At 48.0% G+C, this 19,742-nt stretch carries 16 protein-coding genes; 5 read left to right on the forward strand and 11 right to left on the reverse strand.

Features of this window, described 5'->3' with window-relative positions; genetic code table 11:
• Positions 1–11: 11 nt before the first annotated feature.
• The 4 genes from ACNI23_RS09310 to ACNI23_RS09325 form a co-directional block, all read right to left on the reverse strand.
• The gene (locus tag ACNI23_RS09310; protein ID WP_420248168.1) at positions 12–533 is read right to left on the reverse strand and encodes a type 1 glutamine amidotransferase domain-containing protein; all 522 of its coding nucleotides are present in this window, start codon (positions 531–533) and stop codon (positions 12–14) included.
• 122 nt (positions 534–655) lie between these two features.
• A complete protein-coding gene (locus ACNI23_RS09315) occupies positions 656–1,420 on the reverse strand; it encodes an amino acid ABC transporter ATP-binding protein (RefSeq protein WP_420248169.1) in 765 nt (254 codons plus the stop codon).
• A complete protein-coding gene (locus ACNI23_RS09320) occupies positions 1,421–2,455 on the reverse strand; it encodes an amino acid ABC transporter permease (RefSeq protein WP_420248170.1) in 1,035 nt (344 codons plus the stop codon). It lies immediately after the preceding gene.
• Positions 2,456–2,458: 3 nt separating this feature from the next.
• Positions 2,459–3,247 carry an amino acid ABC transporter substrate-binding protein gene (locus ACNI23_RS09325; RefSeq protein WP_420248172.1) on the reverse strand — a complete coding sequence of 263 codons (789 nt, stop codon included), beginning with the start codon at positions 3,245–3,247 and terminating at the stop codon, positions 2,459–2,461.
• A gap of 351 nt (positions 3,248–3,598) precedes the next feature.
• Here ACNI23_RS09325 and ACNI23_RS09330 point away from each other — a divergent pair, with 351 nt between their 5' ends.
• On the forward strand, positions 3,599–4,021 hold the full coding sequence (locus ACNI23_RS09330; RefSeq protein ID WP_420248173.1) for an Hsp20/alpha crystallin family protein: 423 nt from the start codon (positions 3,599–3,601) through the stop codon (positions 4,019–4,021).
• 19 nt (positions 4,022–4,040) lie between these two features.
• Positions 4,041–6,536, forward strand: a complete 2,496-nt coding sequence (locus ACNI23_RS09335; protein WP_420248175.1) for a Lon protease family protein — start codon at positions 4,041–4,043, stop codon at positions 6,534–6,536.
• 106 nt (positions 6,537–6,642) lie between these two features.
• Here ACNI23_RS09335 and ACNI23_RS09340 read toward each other — a convergent pair whose 3' ends face one another.
• Together ACNI23_RS09340 and ACNI23_RS09345 are read right to left on the reverse strand one after the other, a co-directional pair.
• The gene (locus ACNI23_RS09340; RefSeq protein WP_420248177.1) at positions 6,643–7,749 is read right to left on the reverse strand and encodes an acyltransferase family protein; all 1,107 of its coding nucleotides are present in this window, start codon (positions 7,747–7,749) and stop codon (positions 6,643–6,645) included.
• Between the two features lie 156 nt (positions 7,750–7,905).
• The gene (locus ACNI23_RS09345; protein WP_420248179.1) at positions 7,906–10,047 is read right to left on the reverse strand and encodes a methyl-accepting chemotaxis protein; all 2,142 of its coding nucleotides are present in this window, start codon (positions 10,045–10,047) and stop codon (positions 7,906–7,908) included.
• A 247-nt stretch (positions 10,048–10,294) separates the two neighbouring features.
• Between ACNI23_RS09345 and ACNI23_RS09350 the strand changes: the two genes are divergently transcribed.
• A complete protein-coding gene (locus tag ACNI23_RS09350; RefSeq protein WP_420248181.1) occupies positions 10,295–11,014 on the forward strand; it encodes a phosphorylase family protein in 720 nt (239 codons plus the stop codon).
• Positions 11,015–11,160: 146 nt separating this feature from the next.
• The gene (locus tag ACNI23_RS09355) at positions 11,161–11,817 is read left to right on the forward strand and encodes a hypothetical protein (RefSeq protein ID WP_420248183.1); all 657 of its coding nucleotides are present in this window, start codon (positions 11,161–11,163) and stop codon (positions 11,815–11,817) included.
• Between the two features lie 63 nt (positions 11,818–11,880).
• On the opposite strand, the gene hpnH is transcribed toward ACNI23_RS09355, so the two are convergent.
• From hpnH to ACNI23_RS09380, 5 genes are all read right to left on the reverse strand, one after another.
• Positions 11,881–12,897, reverse strand: a complete 1,017-nt coding sequence (gene hpnH, locus ACNI23_RS09360) for an adenosyl-hopene transferase HpnH (RefSeq protein ID WP_420248185.1) — start codon at positions 12,895–12,897, stop codon at positions 11,881–11,883.
• A gap of 40 nt (positions 12,898–12,937) precedes the next feature.
• Positions 12,938–13,657: a tetratricopeptide repeat protein gene (locus ACNI23_RS09365; RefSeq protein ID WP_420248186.1), complete on the reverse strand. Its 720-nt coding sequence runs from the start codon at positions 13,655–13,657 to the stop codon at positions 12,938–12,940.
• The gene (locus ACNI23_RS09370; RefSeq protein ID WP_420248187.1) at positions 13,657–14,436 is read right to left on the reverse strand and encodes a PhnD/SsuA/transferrin family substrate-binding protein; all 780 of its coding nucleotides are present in this window, start codon (positions 14,434–14,436) and stop codon (positions 13,657–13,659) included. The genes ACNI23_RS09365 and ACNI23_RS09370 overlap by 1 nt, the downstream gene beginning before the upstream one ends.
• A 3-nt stretch (positions 14,437–14,439) precedes the next feature.
• Positions 14,440–17,124 carry an MMPL family transporter gene (locus ACNI23_RS09375; RefSeq protein ID WP_420248188.1) on the reverse strand — a complete coding sequence of 895 codons (2,685 nt, stop codon included), beginning with the start codon at positions 17,122–17,124 and terminating at the stop codon, positions 14,440–14,442.
• Between the two features lie 140 nt (positions 17,125–17,264).
• A complete protein-coding gene (locus ACNI23_RS09380) occupies positions 17,265–18,647 on the reverse strand; it encodes an aspartate aminotransferase family protein (protein WP_420248189.1) in 1,383 nt (460 codons plus the stop codon).
• A 203-nt stretch (positions 18,648–18,850) separates the two neighbouring features.
• On the opposite strand from ACNI23_RS09380, the gene ispH reads away from it, so the two are divergent.
• Positions 18,851–19,699 (forward strand): 4-hydroxy-3-methylbut-2-enyl diphosphate reductase, encoded by an 849-nt coding sequence (gene ispH, locus ACNI23_RS09385; RefSeq protein ID WP_420248191.1) that lies wholly within the window; start codon positions 18,851–18,853, stop codon positions 19,697–19,699.
• Positions 19,700–19,742 lie beyond the last annotated feature (43 nt).

Genomic DNA, 19,742 nt, shown 5'->3' on the forward strand with positions numbered 1-19,742 from the left:
ATTATAGCAAACTACTTGGCTGCGAGCTTAATTATCTCGCGGCAAAATGCGGGCAGATCGTCCGGTTTGCGGGATGAAACCTGATTGCGGTCAACTATGACCTCGTCATCTACCCATGTGGCCCCTGCGTTCTCGAGATCGTCCTTAATTCCGGGGGTGGAAGTGCATTTGTAACCATCCATAATCTTGGCTGAGATAGGAATCCAACCGCCATGGCAGATATGAGCTACGACCTTGCCGGCCTCGTGGATTTCTCTGGTTAACTCCAGCACCTTGGGATCACGGCGCAATTTATCAGGAGCAAAGCCGCCCGCTATAACCAGAAGGTCAAAATCAGCAGCACTCATATCATTAATAGCCGCTGTTGATTTGAAAGGATAACCGTTCTTGCCCGTATAGACCTCACCATATTCAGGTCCGGCAACTACGACCTCAGCACCCTCCTCAATCAGACGATAGTAGGGGTAAAGAAGTTCCATATCTTCAAAAACATTATCTATAAACATCAGGACACGCTGGCCGTTCAATTTCATGAGATGCTCCTTATGGTTTGTTTGTTCAACCTAACTACCATCAGATACCATAAAATTGCACAAAAAAAGACCGCAATATTGTGGAAGATATTGCGGTCTCTGATTCACTATAGCTGTTCTGTTTACAACAACTTATCCATAAATTCTTTAATGCGCGGATGCTGGGTTTCGGCAGAGAAGAATTCTCCGGGGGTTCCCTTGGCTATAAAATCCCCGGTCTCCATGAAGATTACGGTATCGGCAACTTCACGGGCGAAACCCATGTTGTGAGTAACGATAACCATGGTCATACCGTCGTCAGCCAGAGAGCGAATGGTATCGAAGACCTCGCCGACCAGTTCCGGGTCGAGAGCCGAGGTAGGTTCATCGAAAAGCATCATCTTCGGCTTCATGGCCAGTGCACGGGCAATCGCCACACGCTGTTTCTGACCACCGGAAAGGGTCACCGGGTAAACGGTGGCACGGTCGGAAAGACCGACCTTTTCCAGCATCTGAAGCGCAACATCGCGAGCTTCTTCCTTGGACTTGCCAAGCACAGTAACCTGCCCTTCCATAACGTTCTGAAGAACGGTCATGTGCGGAAAAAGGTTGAACTGCTGGAAAACCATACCTATCTCGGAACGCAGAGCGCAAAGATTCTTCTGGGAATCCAACACCGGATTACCGTCTTTATAGATATAACCGCAGGGCTTTCCTTCAAACTTGATTTCCCCGGAATCAATGGTTTCGAGGAAGTTCATGGTCCGAAGCAAGGTGGATTTGCCGGACCCGCTGGGACCGACGATAACCACTTTCTCGCCACGGGTAATCTTGAGGTCGATATGGTTGACCGCAGTAAGACTGCCGAATTTCTTGACGATTTTCTTGAGTTCTAAAATTGTTTCCATTTAGCGCCTCTCGTATACCCCGACCTTGTATTCGATTTTCTCGAAGAAGAAAGTGAATACGGAGGTAAAAATAAGGTAGATGACAGCAGCCATTACCAGCACGGTCACGTTAAAGTAAGCATTGAACATCTGGTCCGCAGCACGCATAAGTTCGACCATGGCAATGGTGGAGACCAGTGCGGTATCCTTGATCAATGCAATAAATTCGTTGGCAATGGGCGGGATGATCCGCTTGTATGTCTGCGGAATGATAACCCGGCGCATAGTCTGGCCGTAAGTCATGCCCAGAGCTTTTGCTGCTTCGGTCTGGCCGTCATCAATGGACTCGATACCGGCCCTGATAATCTCAGCAAGATATGCAGAATAGTTAATACCCAGACCGATAAGTGCCGCAGCCAACGGAGAAAGGGTAATGCCGATTGCAGGCAGACCGTAATAGATAAAAAAGAGCTGCAGCAGAAGCGGGGTGCCGCGGAAGAACCAGATAATAAACCAGCTGATAGCCATAAACGGCTGCATGCGGCTGATCTTGCCAAGGGCGATAAAAAGGCCGCCGATGGGAGAAACGATCATGGTAAAGAAGACCAGCACGAGGGTCATTGTCGCACCCTTGAGCAGATTAGGCATGAAACGCTTACAGTCCTCAAGGGTCTTCTGCCATTCAGGCTTGGTCTCGCGATCAAGAGATGTCAGGAAATTTTTCGCTTCCACGTTGTCCGGATAGACGGCAACAACCTGTTCGGCGAATTCGCGGGCCTTGCCCGCATCTTTCATGGAATAGCTGATGCGCGCCAGCTGCATACGGGAATAAACAAACTGCCCGTCATCACCTTCAGGACCGGGTGCGGGTACCTGCTTGAACAAAGTCTGGGCCTGATCGATCTGACCTACGGTCAGAGCATCACGGGCCTGCTTGAGCAGCGCGTCAGCGTCAACAGCGGCTGATGAGACAGCCGGAAAAATCAGAAGTGCAAACAGCAGAAAGAGCGAGGCAAACGCCCCGCTCTTTCCGAGTTTTTTATTTGAATAAATCATTTCTTACCATTTAGCGGGGTTGGTGACATCTTCACCGAACCACTTGCGGGAGATTTTACCCATTGTTCCGTCTGCGATCATAGCGTCGATGGTTTTCTGTACTTCTGCGCGCAGGGAATCTTCACCCTGACGGAAAGCAATACCGAAAGCTTCACTGGTGATGTAGCCGGGAAGCGCAAGGTATTTACCGGGACGCTGAGCCATGGAGTAACGACCGGCAATGTTGTCAACAACTACGCCGTTAAGACGACCGGATTCGAGGTCAAGCAGAGCTTTAACGTTAGTGTCGTACTCACGAATTTCCTTGGGTGCAGGCTTGAGGGACTTAGCAGCCTCAAGAGCGGGGGAACCTTTCTGTACGCCGACAACTTTGCCGCCGAGGTCTTTGTGAGCCTTGATGGACTTGTTACCCATAGCGATAACAGCGATCTGGCCGTCCATGATGTAAGGCTTGGAAAAAGAAACTGCTTTTTCGCGCTCGGGGGTGATGGTCATGCCGTTCCAGATGCAGTCAAATTTCTTTGCATTCAGAGAGTGGATAACGCCGGACCATGCAGTGGGCTGCCATTCAATCTTGATACCAAGGCGCTTACCAACTTCTTCAGCAGCGTCAACGTCAAAACCGACCAGAGTTCCATCGTCCTGACGGAAGCCCATGGGTGCAAAAGTGTCATCAAGCCCGATTACAAGCTTGCCTGCTTTCTGTACTTTCTCGAGAGAACCGTCACTAGCCATTGCGGTGGTTGCGAATGCCAGCATCATTGCAACCATGAGAATTAATACCCTTTTCATGCGTCACTCCTAAAAGAAAATGTAAATTTCCGCTCCTGCAACATTTAAAAAGGCTGTTACGGAAAACACTTCCATTCTGCCTTTTTAAAATAAGAAGCGATGAACCGAATAGCCCATGAAGCGGGAACATGCAAGACTGTAACCCCTTAAAAACAGAACTTCGACTCCCTTTTTTGTCAAAAATGTGAGGATCATGCCGTAAAAATGTATAATTTACGTATCCAAATTTCGGTTATTACAAATACAACTTCTTTTGCTCTTTCTAATTGCAAAGCGGTTGCTAAACTTTTTGCCTATGTGTTAGCGTGGATTTAATTGATATTCCCACCTGTTCTAACAAGGAGACTGCATATGCCAAACCTGACTTCGTGGGGAAGCCGAGAACTTGAAAGATTGAAAACCGATATGGACAGGCTTTTCAACAGCCTGTGCCAAGATTACGGCATCCCTTCTGTTTGCGGAATCATTGATTGCACGCCACAAACCAGCATGAGAGAGGATGGTGAAGCTCTTGAAGTTAGTACCACCATGCCCGGATTTCATGCCGAAGACCTTGAAGTCAAAGTTACTGAAACTTCCATGACCATTTCCGGGAAAAAAAAGGTAACCTTTGAGGGTGGACGCCAAACTAATCATTTCAAAAAGACGCTCCCGCTGCCCTGCCGGGTGGACCCTGAGAATGTAAACGCGACCTTCAAAGACGGAGTACTTAAAATTGTACTCAATAAATGCGTAATCAAACCTCAAAAGGTTATTTCCATAACATCTGAATAGCACCAGACCGGAGACCTCCATGACTAGCATCCTGAACGAGAGAGAACTGCCGCTTGAAAAACTGAGGTGGACCCTTGCCCCGGAAGAACTTCCTTTCAACACTACTGCTGACCTTGACCATGAAGATGAAATTATCGGCCAGTGTCGTGGTGTCGAAGCTTTTCGTTTCGGCATGGGGATGGGACTAAAGGGCTACAATATTTTCGTTACCGGACCTGCCAACACCGGTAAGCAGGCCACTGTAAAGAAGATGCTCACCGAGCTTTCCAAGACGGATAAAAGCCCGGACGACATCCTTTACGTTAATAACTTCAAATCCACTGAATCACCAATCCTGATCCGCATGCCCGCCGGAGAGGGGGCACTCTTCAAGAAAGATATCCATGACTTTCTGGAAGGCATCAAGCGCGAAGTTCCGCAGCTTTTTGAAAGTCAGGAATATATGGCCCGCAAAAATGAAATCATTGAAATGCACGAAAAGCAGACCCGAGAGTTCTTCCAGGGCATTGAAGATAAAGTTAAGGATTCCGGGCTGGTTATCGTCAACATGCAAATGGGACACTATCAACGTCCCGATGTTGTTCCTCTGGTGGACGGGGAGCCGATTCGCATGATCCAGCTGGAAGAAAAGGTAGATAAAGGCCGCTTCCCGCGCGATGAATTTGAAAGGCTCAAAGAAAAACAAAAAGAACTGAAAGACGAAATTGATAAAATTCTGGCTCAAGTCCGCAACCTTCAGAAAGAAGTAAAGAAAAAGAGCGAAGACGTGGACAAGCTCATGTTCATGACTCTCGCGCAGGATCTGATCGCCCCTCTGCAAGAGAAATACAGTGATGAAAAAATACTCAAGTACTTTGAAGCCATGCTTGAAAACATGAGCGAAGAACTTGATTCCCTGCGTATGATCGGCAAAAAGCCGCAGGCCGGAGAAGGCGGCATGATGTTCATGCCCCCGCCGTCCGACGCCATTCTTCATCCCTACAAAGTCAATCTGCTGGTGGACAACAGCGAGCAAAGTAGTCCCCCGGTAATATTCGAAGCCTATCCTACCTACCGCAACCTGTTCGGTTCCATTGAAAGAGTCATGGACAGACACGGCGGCTGGCGTACAGACTTCACCAAAATCAAGGCTGGATCATTCATCAAGGCTAATGGCGGATATCTGGTATTCAACCTCATGGATGCCATAGTAGAACCGGGAGTATGGCCGACTCTCAAACGGTCACTTAAGACCGAGAAGATCGAAATCCAGACCTTTGACCCCTATTATTTCATATCTTCCACCGGTCTCAAACCGGAACCAATCTCAATGGACGTAAAAGTTGTCGTTCTGGGCGACCCCTATCTGTACCAACTGTTACGCCATTACGATCCTGATGTTCCCAAGATTTTCAAGGTACGTGCCGACTTTGAAATTTCTATGGACCGGGACGTGGACGCTATCAATTCAGTATCCAATTTCATCAGCCGCATGGTGAAAAAGGATAACCTGATGCCCTTTGACCGTTCGGGTGTCGCTGCCATCATTGAACAGGCCGTGCGTATGTCCGGCAGACAGGAAAAAATAACCACAGCCTTTCCGCTATTGGCAGACCTACTGGGCGAAGCCAGTTACTACGCCGGACGTAACGGCTCCACTGCTGTAGGGGCAAAACATGTTATTCAGGCCCTTGAGGCCCACCGCAAACGCTCGAACCAGACTGAAGAACGGTTACAGGAAATGATCGACCGTGGCAGCATCTATGTTGATACCGACGGTGCTGTGACCGGGCAGGTCAACGGTCTGGCTGTTTATTCCATGGGTGATTACTCTTTCGGTAAGCCTTCACGCATTACCGCCGTAACCGCCATGGGTAAGGGCGGAATTATCAACATTGAGCGTGAAGCTGATATGTCCGGCCCGACTCACAATAAAGGAATATTTATTCTTTCAGGCTTCCTGCGCCGTCAATTCGCACAGGACAAACCGCTTTCCTTGACCGCAAGTATTGCATTCGAGCAGTCCTATGGCGGTATCGACGGCGACTCGGCTTCATCCACGGAACTCTACGCCCTGCTCTCATCACTTGCGGAAGTGCCCATCCGTCAGGACATAGCCGTAACCGGATCAATAAACCAGAAGGGTGAAGTCCAGCCCATCGGCGGCGTAAACCAGAAAGTCGAAGGGTTCTACCTCTGCTGCAAGCATGCCGGACTGACCGGAAACCAGGGAGTCATGATCCCGGAACCCAACGTCAAAGACCTCATGCTGCGCACAGAAGTTGTGGAAGCTGTCCGCGAAGGCAAGTTCCATATCTGGTCGGTGGAAAACATCGAACAGGGAATCGAAATCCTCACCGGAGTAGCAGCTGGCGAAAAGGACGCTGAAGGTAATTATCCCGAAGCTTCTATCTATGGAAAAGCAAATGCACGTCTCATCAATCTGGCTGAAGGGCTTAAGAACTTCGGCGGTGGAGATGAAGAAAAGGACGAGAAGAAAAAGGAAAGCGGCGGCTCTTGCGGCTGTGGTAAGTAGTTTGGACTCTCCTAAAACTTTTAGTATGCTTCGCATATGACTTGCTAAGAATACGTTCAAAAACAACCCGGCAATATCATAGCTGATATTGCCGGGTTGTTTTTATTTACAAAACTGATGAAATTCCCTTCACCTTTTTCAAAGCCACTGTCAGCACCCAACATACTATTGTTGATCCGATCAGCAGAATGGGAGCTTTAATGAACGGTGAAGCCTGCATACCGAGCAGGTAGTAGGCTCCGTAGTAAACGGCCAATGAATGGAAAATATAAAGCCCATACGAGCATGCCGAAAACGACTTCCAAAAATCATTGGAGCTGTTTACGAAAGCCTTGAATAGGGCCACTCCGGCCATGAGGGTACTGTAAGCAAAGATATTGAAACCAAGAGAATTGCCTAATTGAATTGGCAATTCGGTCCCTCGGGCATGCATCATTCCCTTGAAGGTAAGATAGACTACTGCCGAGGCAAGGCAGACTATCGACCACGGCAGCAACCTTGGAGTATATCCCTGCCGGGTAAACCAATTGCGTTTCCAAGCGAGGATACCCAGCCAAAAATAGAGCAGGTAAACAAAAAAACGCAAGGGCTGAAAAACGATCAGGTAATAATCGTTAATCCATGTATCAACCGGAAAGAACTGGTTCATGCCCAGAAAAATACCGCTGGAAATTGCTATAAAAAGGACAGAAAGCAATGGCGATGGGTTGCGACTCAAACGCGGAGGCTTTTGCAGGCTCGGGAAATACTTATAGCAGCCGCTAAGAATCAAATAAAAGAGAGCCAGCAATCCGAGGAACCAGAATACGGACTGGCTGTACATGGTCGTCCAGAACGGCCCGGACCAGAATTCCATAAAAGATGGAGCCTTGCCCCTTGAAAGCAGGATCATATACATGGCCGGGGGAGAAAGAAACAAGACTCCCAGAACCCATGGAATAATTATACGCTTAAATTTACCTACCCAGAATCCGGGCAACCCGTGCTTCTGTAACGAAGGAAGGGCAAAATATCCTGCCAGAAAGAACATTATAGCCATGATGGGAACATCAATGAGCATAACAGCATAGGTGAAAAACATACTCTGCTGCGGATCAACAACAAACCACCACTGCGGTGCGAACTTCATGTAACAAAGAGAAACGTGAAGTATTACAACACAAAAAATTGTTATCGCGCGCAGATTATCGAGGAAAAACATTCGCTGATTCATAACGCAAAAACCTCATAACTAAACGATTGTATAATCAACTTCTGATTATTCTCCTGTTAATCCCAAGTCAACCTCTATCGCCAAGCCCATTCACCCGCAAACAAAAAAAGGCCGGAGAAAACCCCCGGCCCTTGAATGTTCATACGATTTATAGTGCTAAGCTCTGCGCAACTCTTCAATCAGTTCAGAAAGCTGCTCACCGAGATGCATGAGTTCTTCCACCGCAGTGGATGACTCGCGCATGGCCTGAGCATTGTCGTTGGCAATAAGATTAACTTCTTCAATGCTCCGGTTGATCTGTTCACTTGCTGCAGACTGCTCTTCAGAAGCAGTAGCGATGCTGCGAACCTGTCCAGCGGTCTCCTCGACAATCTCAACAATGCCCTTGAGAGCCTCGCCAGCCTTGTTAGCTGACTCGGTGCTAGCAGAGACTTCGGCTGCCGCTTTGGTCATACCGTCAATATTGTCACGGGTTCCGCTCTGGATGGCAGAGATATAGTCGCCGACTTCCTTGGTGGCATCCATTGTCTTTTCAGCCAGCTTGCGGACTTCATCGGCAACAACCGCAAATCCGCGTCCGGCCTCACCTGCACGAGCAGCTTCAATTGCCGCGTTCAAGGCCAGCAGGTTGGTCTGGTCGGCGATGTCGGTAATCACGTTCATGATCTTGCCGATTCCATCAGCCTGCTCACCGAGCATACCCAGACCTTTTTCCATTTCTACGGTCATACCCTGAACACGGTTGATTCGATCAACCACATCATTAACGATGGTTCCGCCATTCTCCGCTTCAGCTCGGGCGTTGTCCGCAGAGTCAGCAGCTTCGGCTGCATTACGCGCAACTTCCATTACACTGGCGTTCATCTGTTCCATAGCAGTGGCGGACTCAGCAGTGCGTTCACGCTGGGTCTCAGAACCTCGGCTGGATTCATCAATCTGGGCGGTAAGTTCCTGGCTTGCGCTGGCAACTTGAGAAACAATTCCTGCCAATTGCTCAGCAGCATGGAGCATACCTTCGCGCTTGGCATTTTCAGCTTCAGCACGGGCCGCGTCAGCTTCCTTGAGAGCCACTTGAGCTTTCTCGGTCTGATCCTTGGCTTCCTCGGCCATCTTTTCAGCCTTGGAAATGTTCTCTACCAACCCGCTCAACATGGCGCGCATAGCTGAATGCAGGTCTTTGAGTTCTCCACCGAAAAGGGATTCGTCAAGACGGACATTAAAGTTACCGCCTGCAACTTCCATAGCTCCATCAGCAATAACTCTGATAGGTTTGGAAATGGAACGGGCTACAAAAAAGATTGCAATCATGACCAGAACAAGGGCAATCCCGCCCATAGTCAAAAGGTCAAGGGTAAGAGAGTGCGCATCAGCGAGAATTTTATCCAATGGTGCGCTGACAGCAAGATACCAGCGCTGCCCACTATCCTTGAATTCAATAGGGATATACTGAATCATGGATCTCTTACCATTCGCAGCAGCCACGCGAATCTCAAAATAGGAATCCCCATCTTCTAATGCCCGGCGTAAATCAGCTTTATTGGCAGACTTATCAACATCGAACATATTCTTACCAATACGATCTTCTGATGGATGGTAGATAAAGTCACCGTTCGGCATCATCAACCACGCATAACCAGTTTCGTAAGGACGAATCTGAGAAACAAGTTCGTTGATATTGGTGATGGGCATATCCACACAGACAACACCGAGGGGACGACCATTAAGCATGATGGGTGCGCCGATAGTAGTCAGCATCAGACGTTTGCCGTCAACATCGTAAGGGTAAGGAGGCGTAATATACGGTCTGCGCCTTTCAATAGGCTTCAGGTAGTAGTCACCGTCACCGGGCACAAAATACTCGGCAAGGGGAACAACCTTGACTTCCCCCCCGGCCCAGAAAGCATATGGAATGAGACGCCCGGTTTTGTCATGCAAGTCAGTATTTGCATATTCGGCATCACGACCGTCAAATGCATTAGGTTCCCAACCGTTACTGCCGCCGATAAAGTTCTCATCACCCTTGATAAGCCCGACGAGCATGGAGATGGCATCTTGCCTGCTAAGTTCAATATTCTCACGTCTGAACTGGGCAAAAGTACTCGCCAGCCCCTGAGCCTGTCCTTGCGCATGGGTCATAAAATTGAGAATACGTCCGCTATATTCTCCAGCAAGGGCGGAAATTTCTTTTTTTGCTACTTTTTCAATAGCTTTAGAGCTACTTTGCATTGCAAAGTATTCCATACTGCCCAAAGTCAAGAGCAATAAAGCTCCGACAGGCAGCATGATCTTATACATCATTCTTAAATTCCTGAACCATTTCATCTGGTCACCACCTTAATTAAAGTTATAAATGATACCCTCACTATAACCCCGTCGCGCTAGTTATTTTCATTTTCGCTATGTGTCAATATTGACGTTTAAGATATTACAACAATATCGCAATCCATTTTCGGCAATATTTTAAATAAATTTATACACAACTCGAAAACTTTACCGCTATTCATATCTGATCTATCATCTTCACAAGATCATCAAAGGACGAACAATGAAATCAATAAAAATCGCCATAGTCGCGGCAATGGAACAGGAAGCCCAAGCTGTTTGCCCTGCACCGCAACACGAAAATACAGGTAAATTCCCGATCCTCTTCGGAACCAATAAAGACAACGCAAGCTATCGCTGCATTGTTTCCGGAATAGGTATTGCGCGTGCAGCTGAAGCTGCAAAGCTGCTTTGCGCTGAAAAACCGGACTTGATCCTAAGTATCGGTGTTTCCGGCGGACTGGCTGCCGGACTCGAAGCCGGAACACTTGTAACAGCAACGAGCATCCATTCAGACATTGCGGAATTTGATTCATGGTTTGAAGGAAATGACGATGCAAGGCTGCGCAGTGAATTCATTCCCAGTTGTGGAGAGATTCAATGCGGAAAACTGATTACAGCCAAAGAGGCAGTACTCACCCCGCAGGATAAATTGTTCATGCATGAACGAACCGGGGCACTGGCGGTGGATATGGAATCTATAGCAGTGGCGCAGACAGCCAAAAAAGCAGGAATTCCCTTCAGCTGTATCCGGGCAATCAGCGATGATTCAAAACGGGGCATCCCGCAGGAGTCACTGACCGGTGTTGATGAATCCGGGAAGACACAGCTGGGACCTATTTTAAAAGCAATAATGAAACGGCCCAACCTGATTTTTGAGCTGATCCCCATGGGGCGGGATTATTCCAAGGCTTTGAAGGCCCTTGAAAAAATTTTGAAATAAGAAATAACGATATCAACAAGAACATTCTGATTATTTTTATCGCCCCCTTCTACACAACACAGAGCGACTTATATACTATAGACAAACACATTGACTACATCCCCTTGGAAGTATAGTAATTACCACAACTACACTCTGGAGGAATCATGAAAAAAAGTTTACTGCTCATTTTGTTTCTGATTACGCTTACTTGCACAGGATGTGTTGAGAAAAAGATTGCCACGCAAAATGCTTTTTATTCAACGCGCTCCCCATCGATAACAATAGAATATCCTGAACACGTAAAATTTATTGGCGAAGAGTCGAAGGTAATAGATAAAACTAAAATTAAGACATACTACTACGCAGGAACAGATGAATCACCCTCCGCTAACAGGCTAAGTTTCTTCGAAATTCAATCAATCCCGTCTGGATATTACTGGGAACCGAAATATTTACCAACAGGCGCAGGTCCATACACCAATATTTATACTAAGACAGTGGGTGGAGAGGATTTTTACTGCAGAACATTTTTAACCAACTCAAACATTGGCTATTATGCTAAATTCTATGAAAACAATGAAGTGACTATACCTGAAGCAATTGATGTTTTAGTCTGTACTAAAAAAGTTTCTGACACAAAAAAAGCACTCTTTGCTTATATGCGCAGAGCAAACTTAGATAAAATCTACACTGTTTTTGATTATGAGAACTTTGACCCCAACGCACTTACCAGTGAACAAATTCATTATTTTAATGACGTAGATAAAGAACTATCATCAGAACTTACTGTTAAAAAGTTTAAAGAAAGCGACCTGCAATAAATATCCGATATCAAAAAGGCCCGTTGAAGAAAACTTCAACGGGCCTTTTTGAATTCTACTGAACTATTTTACACTTACACCTTTCAGGGCAAGCATAGCTCCTTTGATGGGGCGTTTAACGGAATCTGCAACCGCTGTGGGTTCGAAACCGCAGTGAACCATGCAGTTTGCGCAACGGGGATCGTTACCTACGCCAAACTTATCCCAATCGGTCTCCTCCATGAGTTCTTTGTATGAAGAGACAAAGCCGTCTTCGAGCAGGTAACAGGGGCGCTGCCAGCCATGCACGGAACGGCAGGGGTTACCCCAAGGAGAGCATTTGTAATTGGGCTGGTTTCCGGCGAGGAAGTCGAGATAGAAGCTGCTGTGGCTGAAATCCCAGTTCTTGTTCTTGCCGATAGTGAAAATTTCACGGAAAAGCTTTTCACTCTGCGGACGGGTAAGGAAAGCATCCTGATCTTCTGCTGCTTCGTAGCTGAAAGCAGAGGAAAGGGTCATGCCGTCTACCTTGAGGTCCATGAGGAAATCAAAAAAATCAGCTGCCTTTTCAGCAGTCTGACCGCCAAAAAGGGTGGTGTTGGTGTTTACCCGGAAGCCCTTGGACTTGAGCAGTTTGATGGCGCGTACCGCGGAATCAAAAACACCCTGTTTGCAGACAACCTTATCGTGAACTTCAGCAGGACCGTCCAGATGGAGGTTGAAGGTCAGGTACGGGCTGGGTTTGAACTCGTGAATGCGCTCGGGCATGAGGATGCCGTTGGTGCAGAGGTAAACAAATTTTTTACGCTTGATCAGTTCGCTGACGATGGTCGGAATCTCGGGGTGAAGCAAAGGCTCACCACCGGGAATGGAAACAATCGGAGCACCGCACTCTTCTACTGCATCAATGCATTCCTGAACGGAAAGACGCTTATTAAGGATTTCCGGCGGCTGGTTAACTTTACCGCAGCCCTTACAGCGCAGGTTGCACTGAAAGAGAGGTTCGAGCATCAGCACCAGCGGGTAATGCTTGTTGCCCTTCAGTGTCTGAGTGAGAATGTATTTGCCTAGTCTAGCTACTTGAATTGCAGGAATTGCCAAGGTTTTAACCTCATTTCCGCCGCATGGGGGCGGGTTGTTTTTATTCAGCTGTCTTTTTGCCTTCGCAGGCTTTGACCAGCTTTTTACAGGAATCAACTTTTAATAATTTTTCATCATAGCATTTGCTATGCAGGGCCTTGTTATAATGGACGCAGGCTTCCTCTACTTCGTCATCTTCCAGCAAGGCTGTTGCCAGTCCAAGACGGTTCATAGCAAAGTCAGGCGCGAATTTAACGGCCTTTTCATAAAATTCTAAAGCATTGTCCATGTCCCCGATACTGATGGGAGCGGAAGGAGCTTTCAGATAAAGCTCACCCAGAAAGCGATCCGGGCCGCCATGATCAACCTCAGGAGAAAGTTTGGACGCTGCGAGTGCTTCTTGCTCCATACGGGGCACAAGGTCAAGACCCTTCATGGGAGCAAGCTGAGCCTCTTTAGCAATTAAATAAGCCAAAAGATAGTGCCCCAGGCCGGATTGCTTATTTTTGGCAAGATATTTTTCTAATTTTACCTGTGAAGATTTAGCATAATCGGCACTCTTGACCGCCCCGCTTTCCAGCAACCATGCGGAACAGGCGGCTCCCTGCAGGATATCTTTATCCTTGGAAGAATTAGAAAGAACCTCAGCCTGCGCCTTTGAACAGGGCTTCCAAAGGACGACCCCATCCGCATCATATTCATAAAGAGGAAGGTCATATTTTGCGGAACAACCACAGATCAGCAGCACAATCAGTAATGGTAATAGACGCAGCCCTTTCATTATTTCAAATCCTTGTCTGCGGGATTAAAGCCGGAAGTCTGCAGCAGATCAAGCAGCTCCTTAGCTGACGGGTCCTTAGACATATCCAGAAGCACAGCCTGCAAACGGAGAGCATCATCGTTAGTCTTGCCAAACCAAACCACCGGACTGTTGGGAAGTTCATTAGAAGTATAAATCACCTTGGTGCCGGAATAGCGGTCTGAATCCTTGATTACAGAATACTGCACAGCATCAAGAACTACACCGGAAACCTTGCCTTTATTGACCTTCCTGAGCATACGCAACGCCTTATGCGTACCTTCCACGGTAAAATCCCCGCCCTTTTTACTGCCGAACAGAATTTCAAGGGACTGCGGAGTGTAAAGCATGGAACCGTAAACTGTATCTTGAATACCTTCCGGTGAATCAGGACCGGCAGCAGGAACAATCAAACGCCAGACATCCTTTTCCATGCCCTGCGGTAAAGTTGAAGCCACCGGAGTCATGGAAAATTTAGAACCGTACGACTTAAAGAATGTCAGCCCGCAGATTGACCAAGCTGGTTTGCTCTTGCCCAGATAATCGAGAGCCGCGTTCAGATCATTGTAGTAAACGCCCTTCACTTTCTCACCCAGTTTGGCGGAAAGGTAATTAGCCAATTCATCCATAACCGGCTGGGCCTCGGCAGTGGTTCCCGGCTGACCGGGTTGAATAATGGCGAAATCAAATCGTCCGGCATGAACAACAGAACTCAATCCAAGAACCAGAACAAATGCAAATAAGATAACTCTTCTGAACATAGATTACTTTCCTTTGATCCTTTCAATCAGTCTGAACACGGCAGGCAGGACCACCATGCAACCAACAAGACAGGTAGCAGAACCGGTAACCATGATCCCGCCCAGCGAAGCAAGGCCGCGGTGGTGGGCCAAAAGCAGCCCCCCGAAACCGATCATGGTGGTACAAAAGCTAAGTCCAACCGCCACCGGCGTGCTGGTATGGTATAGACGTTCTCCTTCGGAGAGCTCCTTCCAACGGGCCAGAAAATGGACCCCGCCGTCAACACCGATGGCAATAAGAACAGGAATAGCAAAGAAATTGGCTAAATTAAAGCTCAGTCCGGTAATTCCCATAATCTCCAACAGCCAGAAGATTCCGGCAAAGAGAGGTACAAGGGTCAGCAGCACGTAGCTGATACTGAATGAACTGAGGAACAGGATTACTGAAACCAGAATGATGGTCAATCCGGCTGCCTCAAGGAAAGTCTCCCGCATTAACAGAGACGATTCAAGGACGACCACCGGAACACCGGTCACTTCCGGGTCGATCTTGCGCAGATCAGCCACGAATCCGGTCAATTTATCGAAATCCCAGACATTCTCTACCGGAGAAATCTTGACCATGAAGCTGCCGTCCTTACCCACATAGAGAGAACGCAAATGGTCAGGTAAATCTTTCGGGGCAACGGACTTCACTTCCAGAATTTCTTTGAGCCAGGCAAAAGAACTGGAAAGCTCATTAATCAAACGGGCCTGAAGCGGAGTCAGGTTGACGGCATCCGCAGGATTCTTCTGCAGAATTTCAAGACAGGAATCAGCCCGCTCAAGAATTTGACCAACCTGATCCAATTCCTGCTTGGCTCCTGCGGAAAACAGTTTTTCCTCAAGACCTTCAAGGGATTCAATCAAATTCTCAAGTGAAGCGATGACTTCAGCAGGAACCAGATGAGCATTGCGAGCATCAAGATTGATTCCCTGCAGCACCTCGGCTTCACCGCACAAAATATCTGCTTTTTCCTTTTGTCCGTCAGGCAGAAAATCCAGAATGGACTCAATGCGTCCAATAGAAGGAACCTGTTTCAATTCCGAGATTAAAGACTTTACAGACTCAAGGTCTGGTCGGGTCATAACTGCGAACCATGTGGATTCATCAGAATCGTTGATCAACACGTGCTCGTATTCAACAGATTCCAGCCCCTTGGCCTGCAATTCAAGCAGGTTATAGTTGAATCCGGCCTTCTGAAAACCGGGAAAAGCCAGCGCGGTAAGCAGGCCGAAAACGATAAGCACTGTTACCGGACGGGAAATGACCTTTTCCATGAACGGCATGGTAGCCATACGCGGACGGGAAGAAGGAAACCAGTTACGCCTGCCCGCGATAAGCATTGCAGACGGTAACACGGTCAACATGGCGATCAGACAAAAAATGATCCCGGTTCCACCCACAAGGCCAAGCTCGGCAAGACCGACAAAATCCTGCCCCAGTACGGCATAGAAGGCACACACAGAAGTCAAACCACCCAGCAATACTCCGGGACCGGTATGGACTAATGCTTCTTCTACCGCCTCATCCGGGGACAGACCTGAATCGGAAGCCTCCACATAACGCATGACAATGTGAATACCGAAATCCACACCGATACCGACCAGCACAAGGGCAAAGACAATGGACAGCAGGTTCAAACTGCCAAGCGTGACCAGCGTAAACCCGAAAGTCCACGCCATGGCGCAAAACAATGATCCCATTACCAGCATGGGCCGCAGCCAGCCATGAAGGATGAACATAAACAGCAGGCCGACCACAATCACTGAAATGATGGCCGCAATGGTCATATCCTGATCCGTGGTGTGCATTTCATCAGCAGAAAGAACCGGACGTCCGGTGAGTCCGGCTTCTACTTCCGGGTAGTCTGCCCGTACAGTTTCCAAAGAAGAACGCACGAAATTAAGCGAAGGCCCGATCACATCCATAACCCGGAAATCCTTCTTGGGCAGGATACGCATGATCAGCAGCTTACCGTTGCGGGTAAAGAAATACTGGATTCCGGCCTTGTCCAGATCAAAAACCGGGGCATTCATGGTCTCAAGGGTCGGACCGGATACAAGGGAGGACTCCATCTCGCCCACAAGGTTGCCCAGCGCGCCGATAAAAGGACCGAACATTTCCGAATCGGCTGTGCCGCCTTTTTCACCGGAAAGAAGCCCTGAAGTCATATCCAGAAAACGGGACAATCCAGGAGCTTCAAACCACTCTTTACCCAGCGGACCGAAATCACGGGCAAGGGAAACAAACTGGCGCAACTCATCCGGAGAGGCAAACATAAGCACGCCCGGTCCCATATCACGGGCGGACATGGCATAATGCACTTCCTTGATCAGATCAGGCCGCTTATTAAGCTTTGTGGCAAGGGTCGAGGCGAACTGCTCGGCCTTGCTTTTACCAGCGTCAGAGCCTCCGGTCTTGATGACCACAAACATGTATTCCTGATCACCGAAATTCTTTATCTGCTCAAGATTGCGTTTCTGGAAAGGAAGTTCATGAGAAATGAGATTATCCTGATCGCTGTCCAGCTTGAGCCAGAGAGCGGAAGAGCCTGCGCAAACAACCGCCAGCAATACAGCAGAAATGACAATGGCAACAGGTGCCTTGCGAACCAGCTTCCAGATGGAATGGATCACTTTTTCTAGAAAACTATAAAAAATATTCATTCAATAATGCCCGCTGCGGAAAAACCGTCAGGGGTCTTTTTTTAAACATGGCGAATAATCAAAGAAGGCAAACTATCATACAGTTTGCCTTCTATAATTACCACGAATTTCAATCTTCCGGGTAGGGAAGAGAAATCCGTTTACGAAGTTTTTGCAGTACGGATTCCAAGGTCCTTCACGGTTTTCCATGCGGAACCGGTGATCTTGTGAGCTTCCTTGAGCACATCATCCATAGCAGCGATGAATTTATCTACATCTTCATCGTTAATCATCAGCGGAGGCAGAATTTTAACAGTATCAAGGCCGTGTCCGGCAACCTGACTGAGTATATTGTGCTTCTCCAGCAAAGGCATGGTTATCATCTGGCAGAACAGATCATCATTCATCTTATGCAGCAGCTTCCAACTGGCCTTAAGAGCCATGGATTTAGGCTCGCCGAACTGCATGCCGATCATGAGACCCTTTGCGCGCACTTCAGTCAGCATTTCGTACTTATCAGCAAGCTTCTGCAGACCTTCCTCAATTCGCCGACCCATCCGGGCGGCATTTTCCACCAGATTTTCCTTTTCAAGAACTTCAAAAGTCGCCAGCCCTGCAGCCATGGCCAGATCGTTCTGGCCGAATGTGTTGGAGTGCGCAAAGCAGCGTTCCATGGAATCAAAAATTTTGCCGTGAATCTCACGGGTAGTGATAATTGCGCCCACCGGGATATAGCCGCCGGAAAGAGCTTTGGAAATAACCAGAATATCAGGCTTAACGCCCCAGTGGTCCACCGCGAACAATTTTCCGGTACGTCCCATGCCGCACTGTACTTCGTCGGCGATCATGTAGGTACCGTACTTGTCGCAAAGTTCGCGCACACCCTCAAGGTACCCGTCTTCCGGTACGAAAACGCCTTTACCCTGTACGGTTTCGAAAATAAACGCACCGACATCACCGCCCTTAAGTGCTTCTTCCAAGGCCTCAAGGTCATTGAACGGCACAGGCACACAATCGGGCAGAAGCGGTTCGTTACGATCCCTGAATTCATGGTTTGCGTTTACGGACAGAGAACCGAGGGTCAAACCGTGAAAAGCGTGGTGGCAGTGAACCAGCTTATGTTTGCCGCTGGCCTGACGGGCAAATTTAAGCGCACCTTCAACGCCTTCAGTACCGGAGTTGGTAAAAAATACGGCTTCAAGATCACCGGGAGCAAGCTCTGCCAGCTTTTCCGCCAGCATGCCGGACATCACTCCGAGGTCCATCTGTACGATGCTGGCAGTCTTCTCATCCATAACTTCCTTGAGTACGTCAGCAACATGAGGGTGATTGCGGCCAATGTTATAAACGCCGAACCCGGACAGAAAATCAAGCACCTGAACGCCCTTGGCGTCGGTCAGGTATGCGCCCTCGGATGAAACGTAGTTGCGGTTATAACCAATAACTTCAAGGACCCTTACAAACTGGGGGTTTACGTATTTCCGGTGCAACTCGTAGGCTTCAGCCATTCTTTCTCTATATTTATTAACAATCTCAGAACTCATTTTATCAGGCTCCAATTTATTCCAATATTAACTGCAAATTATTTTTTCGGGGAAAATACTCCGCTTCCCCCCTGTGGTCAATGTCTTATAATCAAGTTCATCCCAAAACTGTGCCATTGCCAAACGAAACGATGAAATGTAGTATTACAAGTTAAACAGAAAACAAAACGGCGACACGTGCCGTGAATTATATGGAGGCCTAAATGGTTGAAGTTATCAGGGCTGAGACAGCCGGATTCTGCATGGGCGTAGACCTTGCGCTCAATAAACTTGATTCCCTCATTGAGAAAGACGAAGACAGAAAGATATATATTTTAGGGCCGATTATTCACAACCCACAGGTTCTTGAAGATTACGAAAAGCAGGGTGTTTTCACCGCCACAACCCCGGAAGAAGTACCTGACGGAGCCTACGTGGTAATCCGCGCACACGGCATTCCCAAAGCAGTTGAAGAAGACCTGCGCAAGCGGGGCGTAAACGTCATTGACGCCACCTGCCCCAAAGTGAAAAAGGCGCAACTGCTCATCCAGCGCAACACCGAAGATGACCGCGTACTGCTGCTCTACGGTGAAGACAGCCACCCGGAAGTAAAAGGGTTGCTTAGTTACGGCCCTGCCGGACCGCATCTTTTCGACTCCCTTGAAGAACTTCAGGCTATTGATCTGGACCCGAACCAGAAATACTGCCTTGCAGCCCAGACAACTCAGGACCGAGCGGTTTATGATGACTGCATCAACTATCTTGAAAACAAAGGCATTGAATTCGTAACTCTTAAAACCATCTGTGATGCCACCCGCCAGCGTCAGGAAGAAGCAATTTCTCTTTCCGAAGAAGTTGACCACATGATCGTTGTAGGTGGACGCATTTCCGGTAATACCCGCCGCCTGGTACAGGTTGTTGAAACCGCTGGAACCAAATGTACCCACGTTGAAACTGCCGATGAGCTTCCCCTTGAGGATCTCAAGCATATGAAAAAAATCGGACTCACCGCCGGAGCTTCCACCCCCAAACGTCTGGTGGATTCCATCCAGCAGATTCTGGAAGCTTTATAAAGTATAATCAATAAGCACAAAAAAATGCCCGCAACTCTCAGGA

This window comes from Maridesulfovibrio pacificus (SeqCode), from assembly GCF_048612815.1.
Taxonomy (GTDB): Bacteria; Desulfobacterota; Desulfovibrionia; order Desulfovibrionales; family Desulfovibrionaceae; genus Maridesulfovibrio; species Maridesulfovibrio pacificus.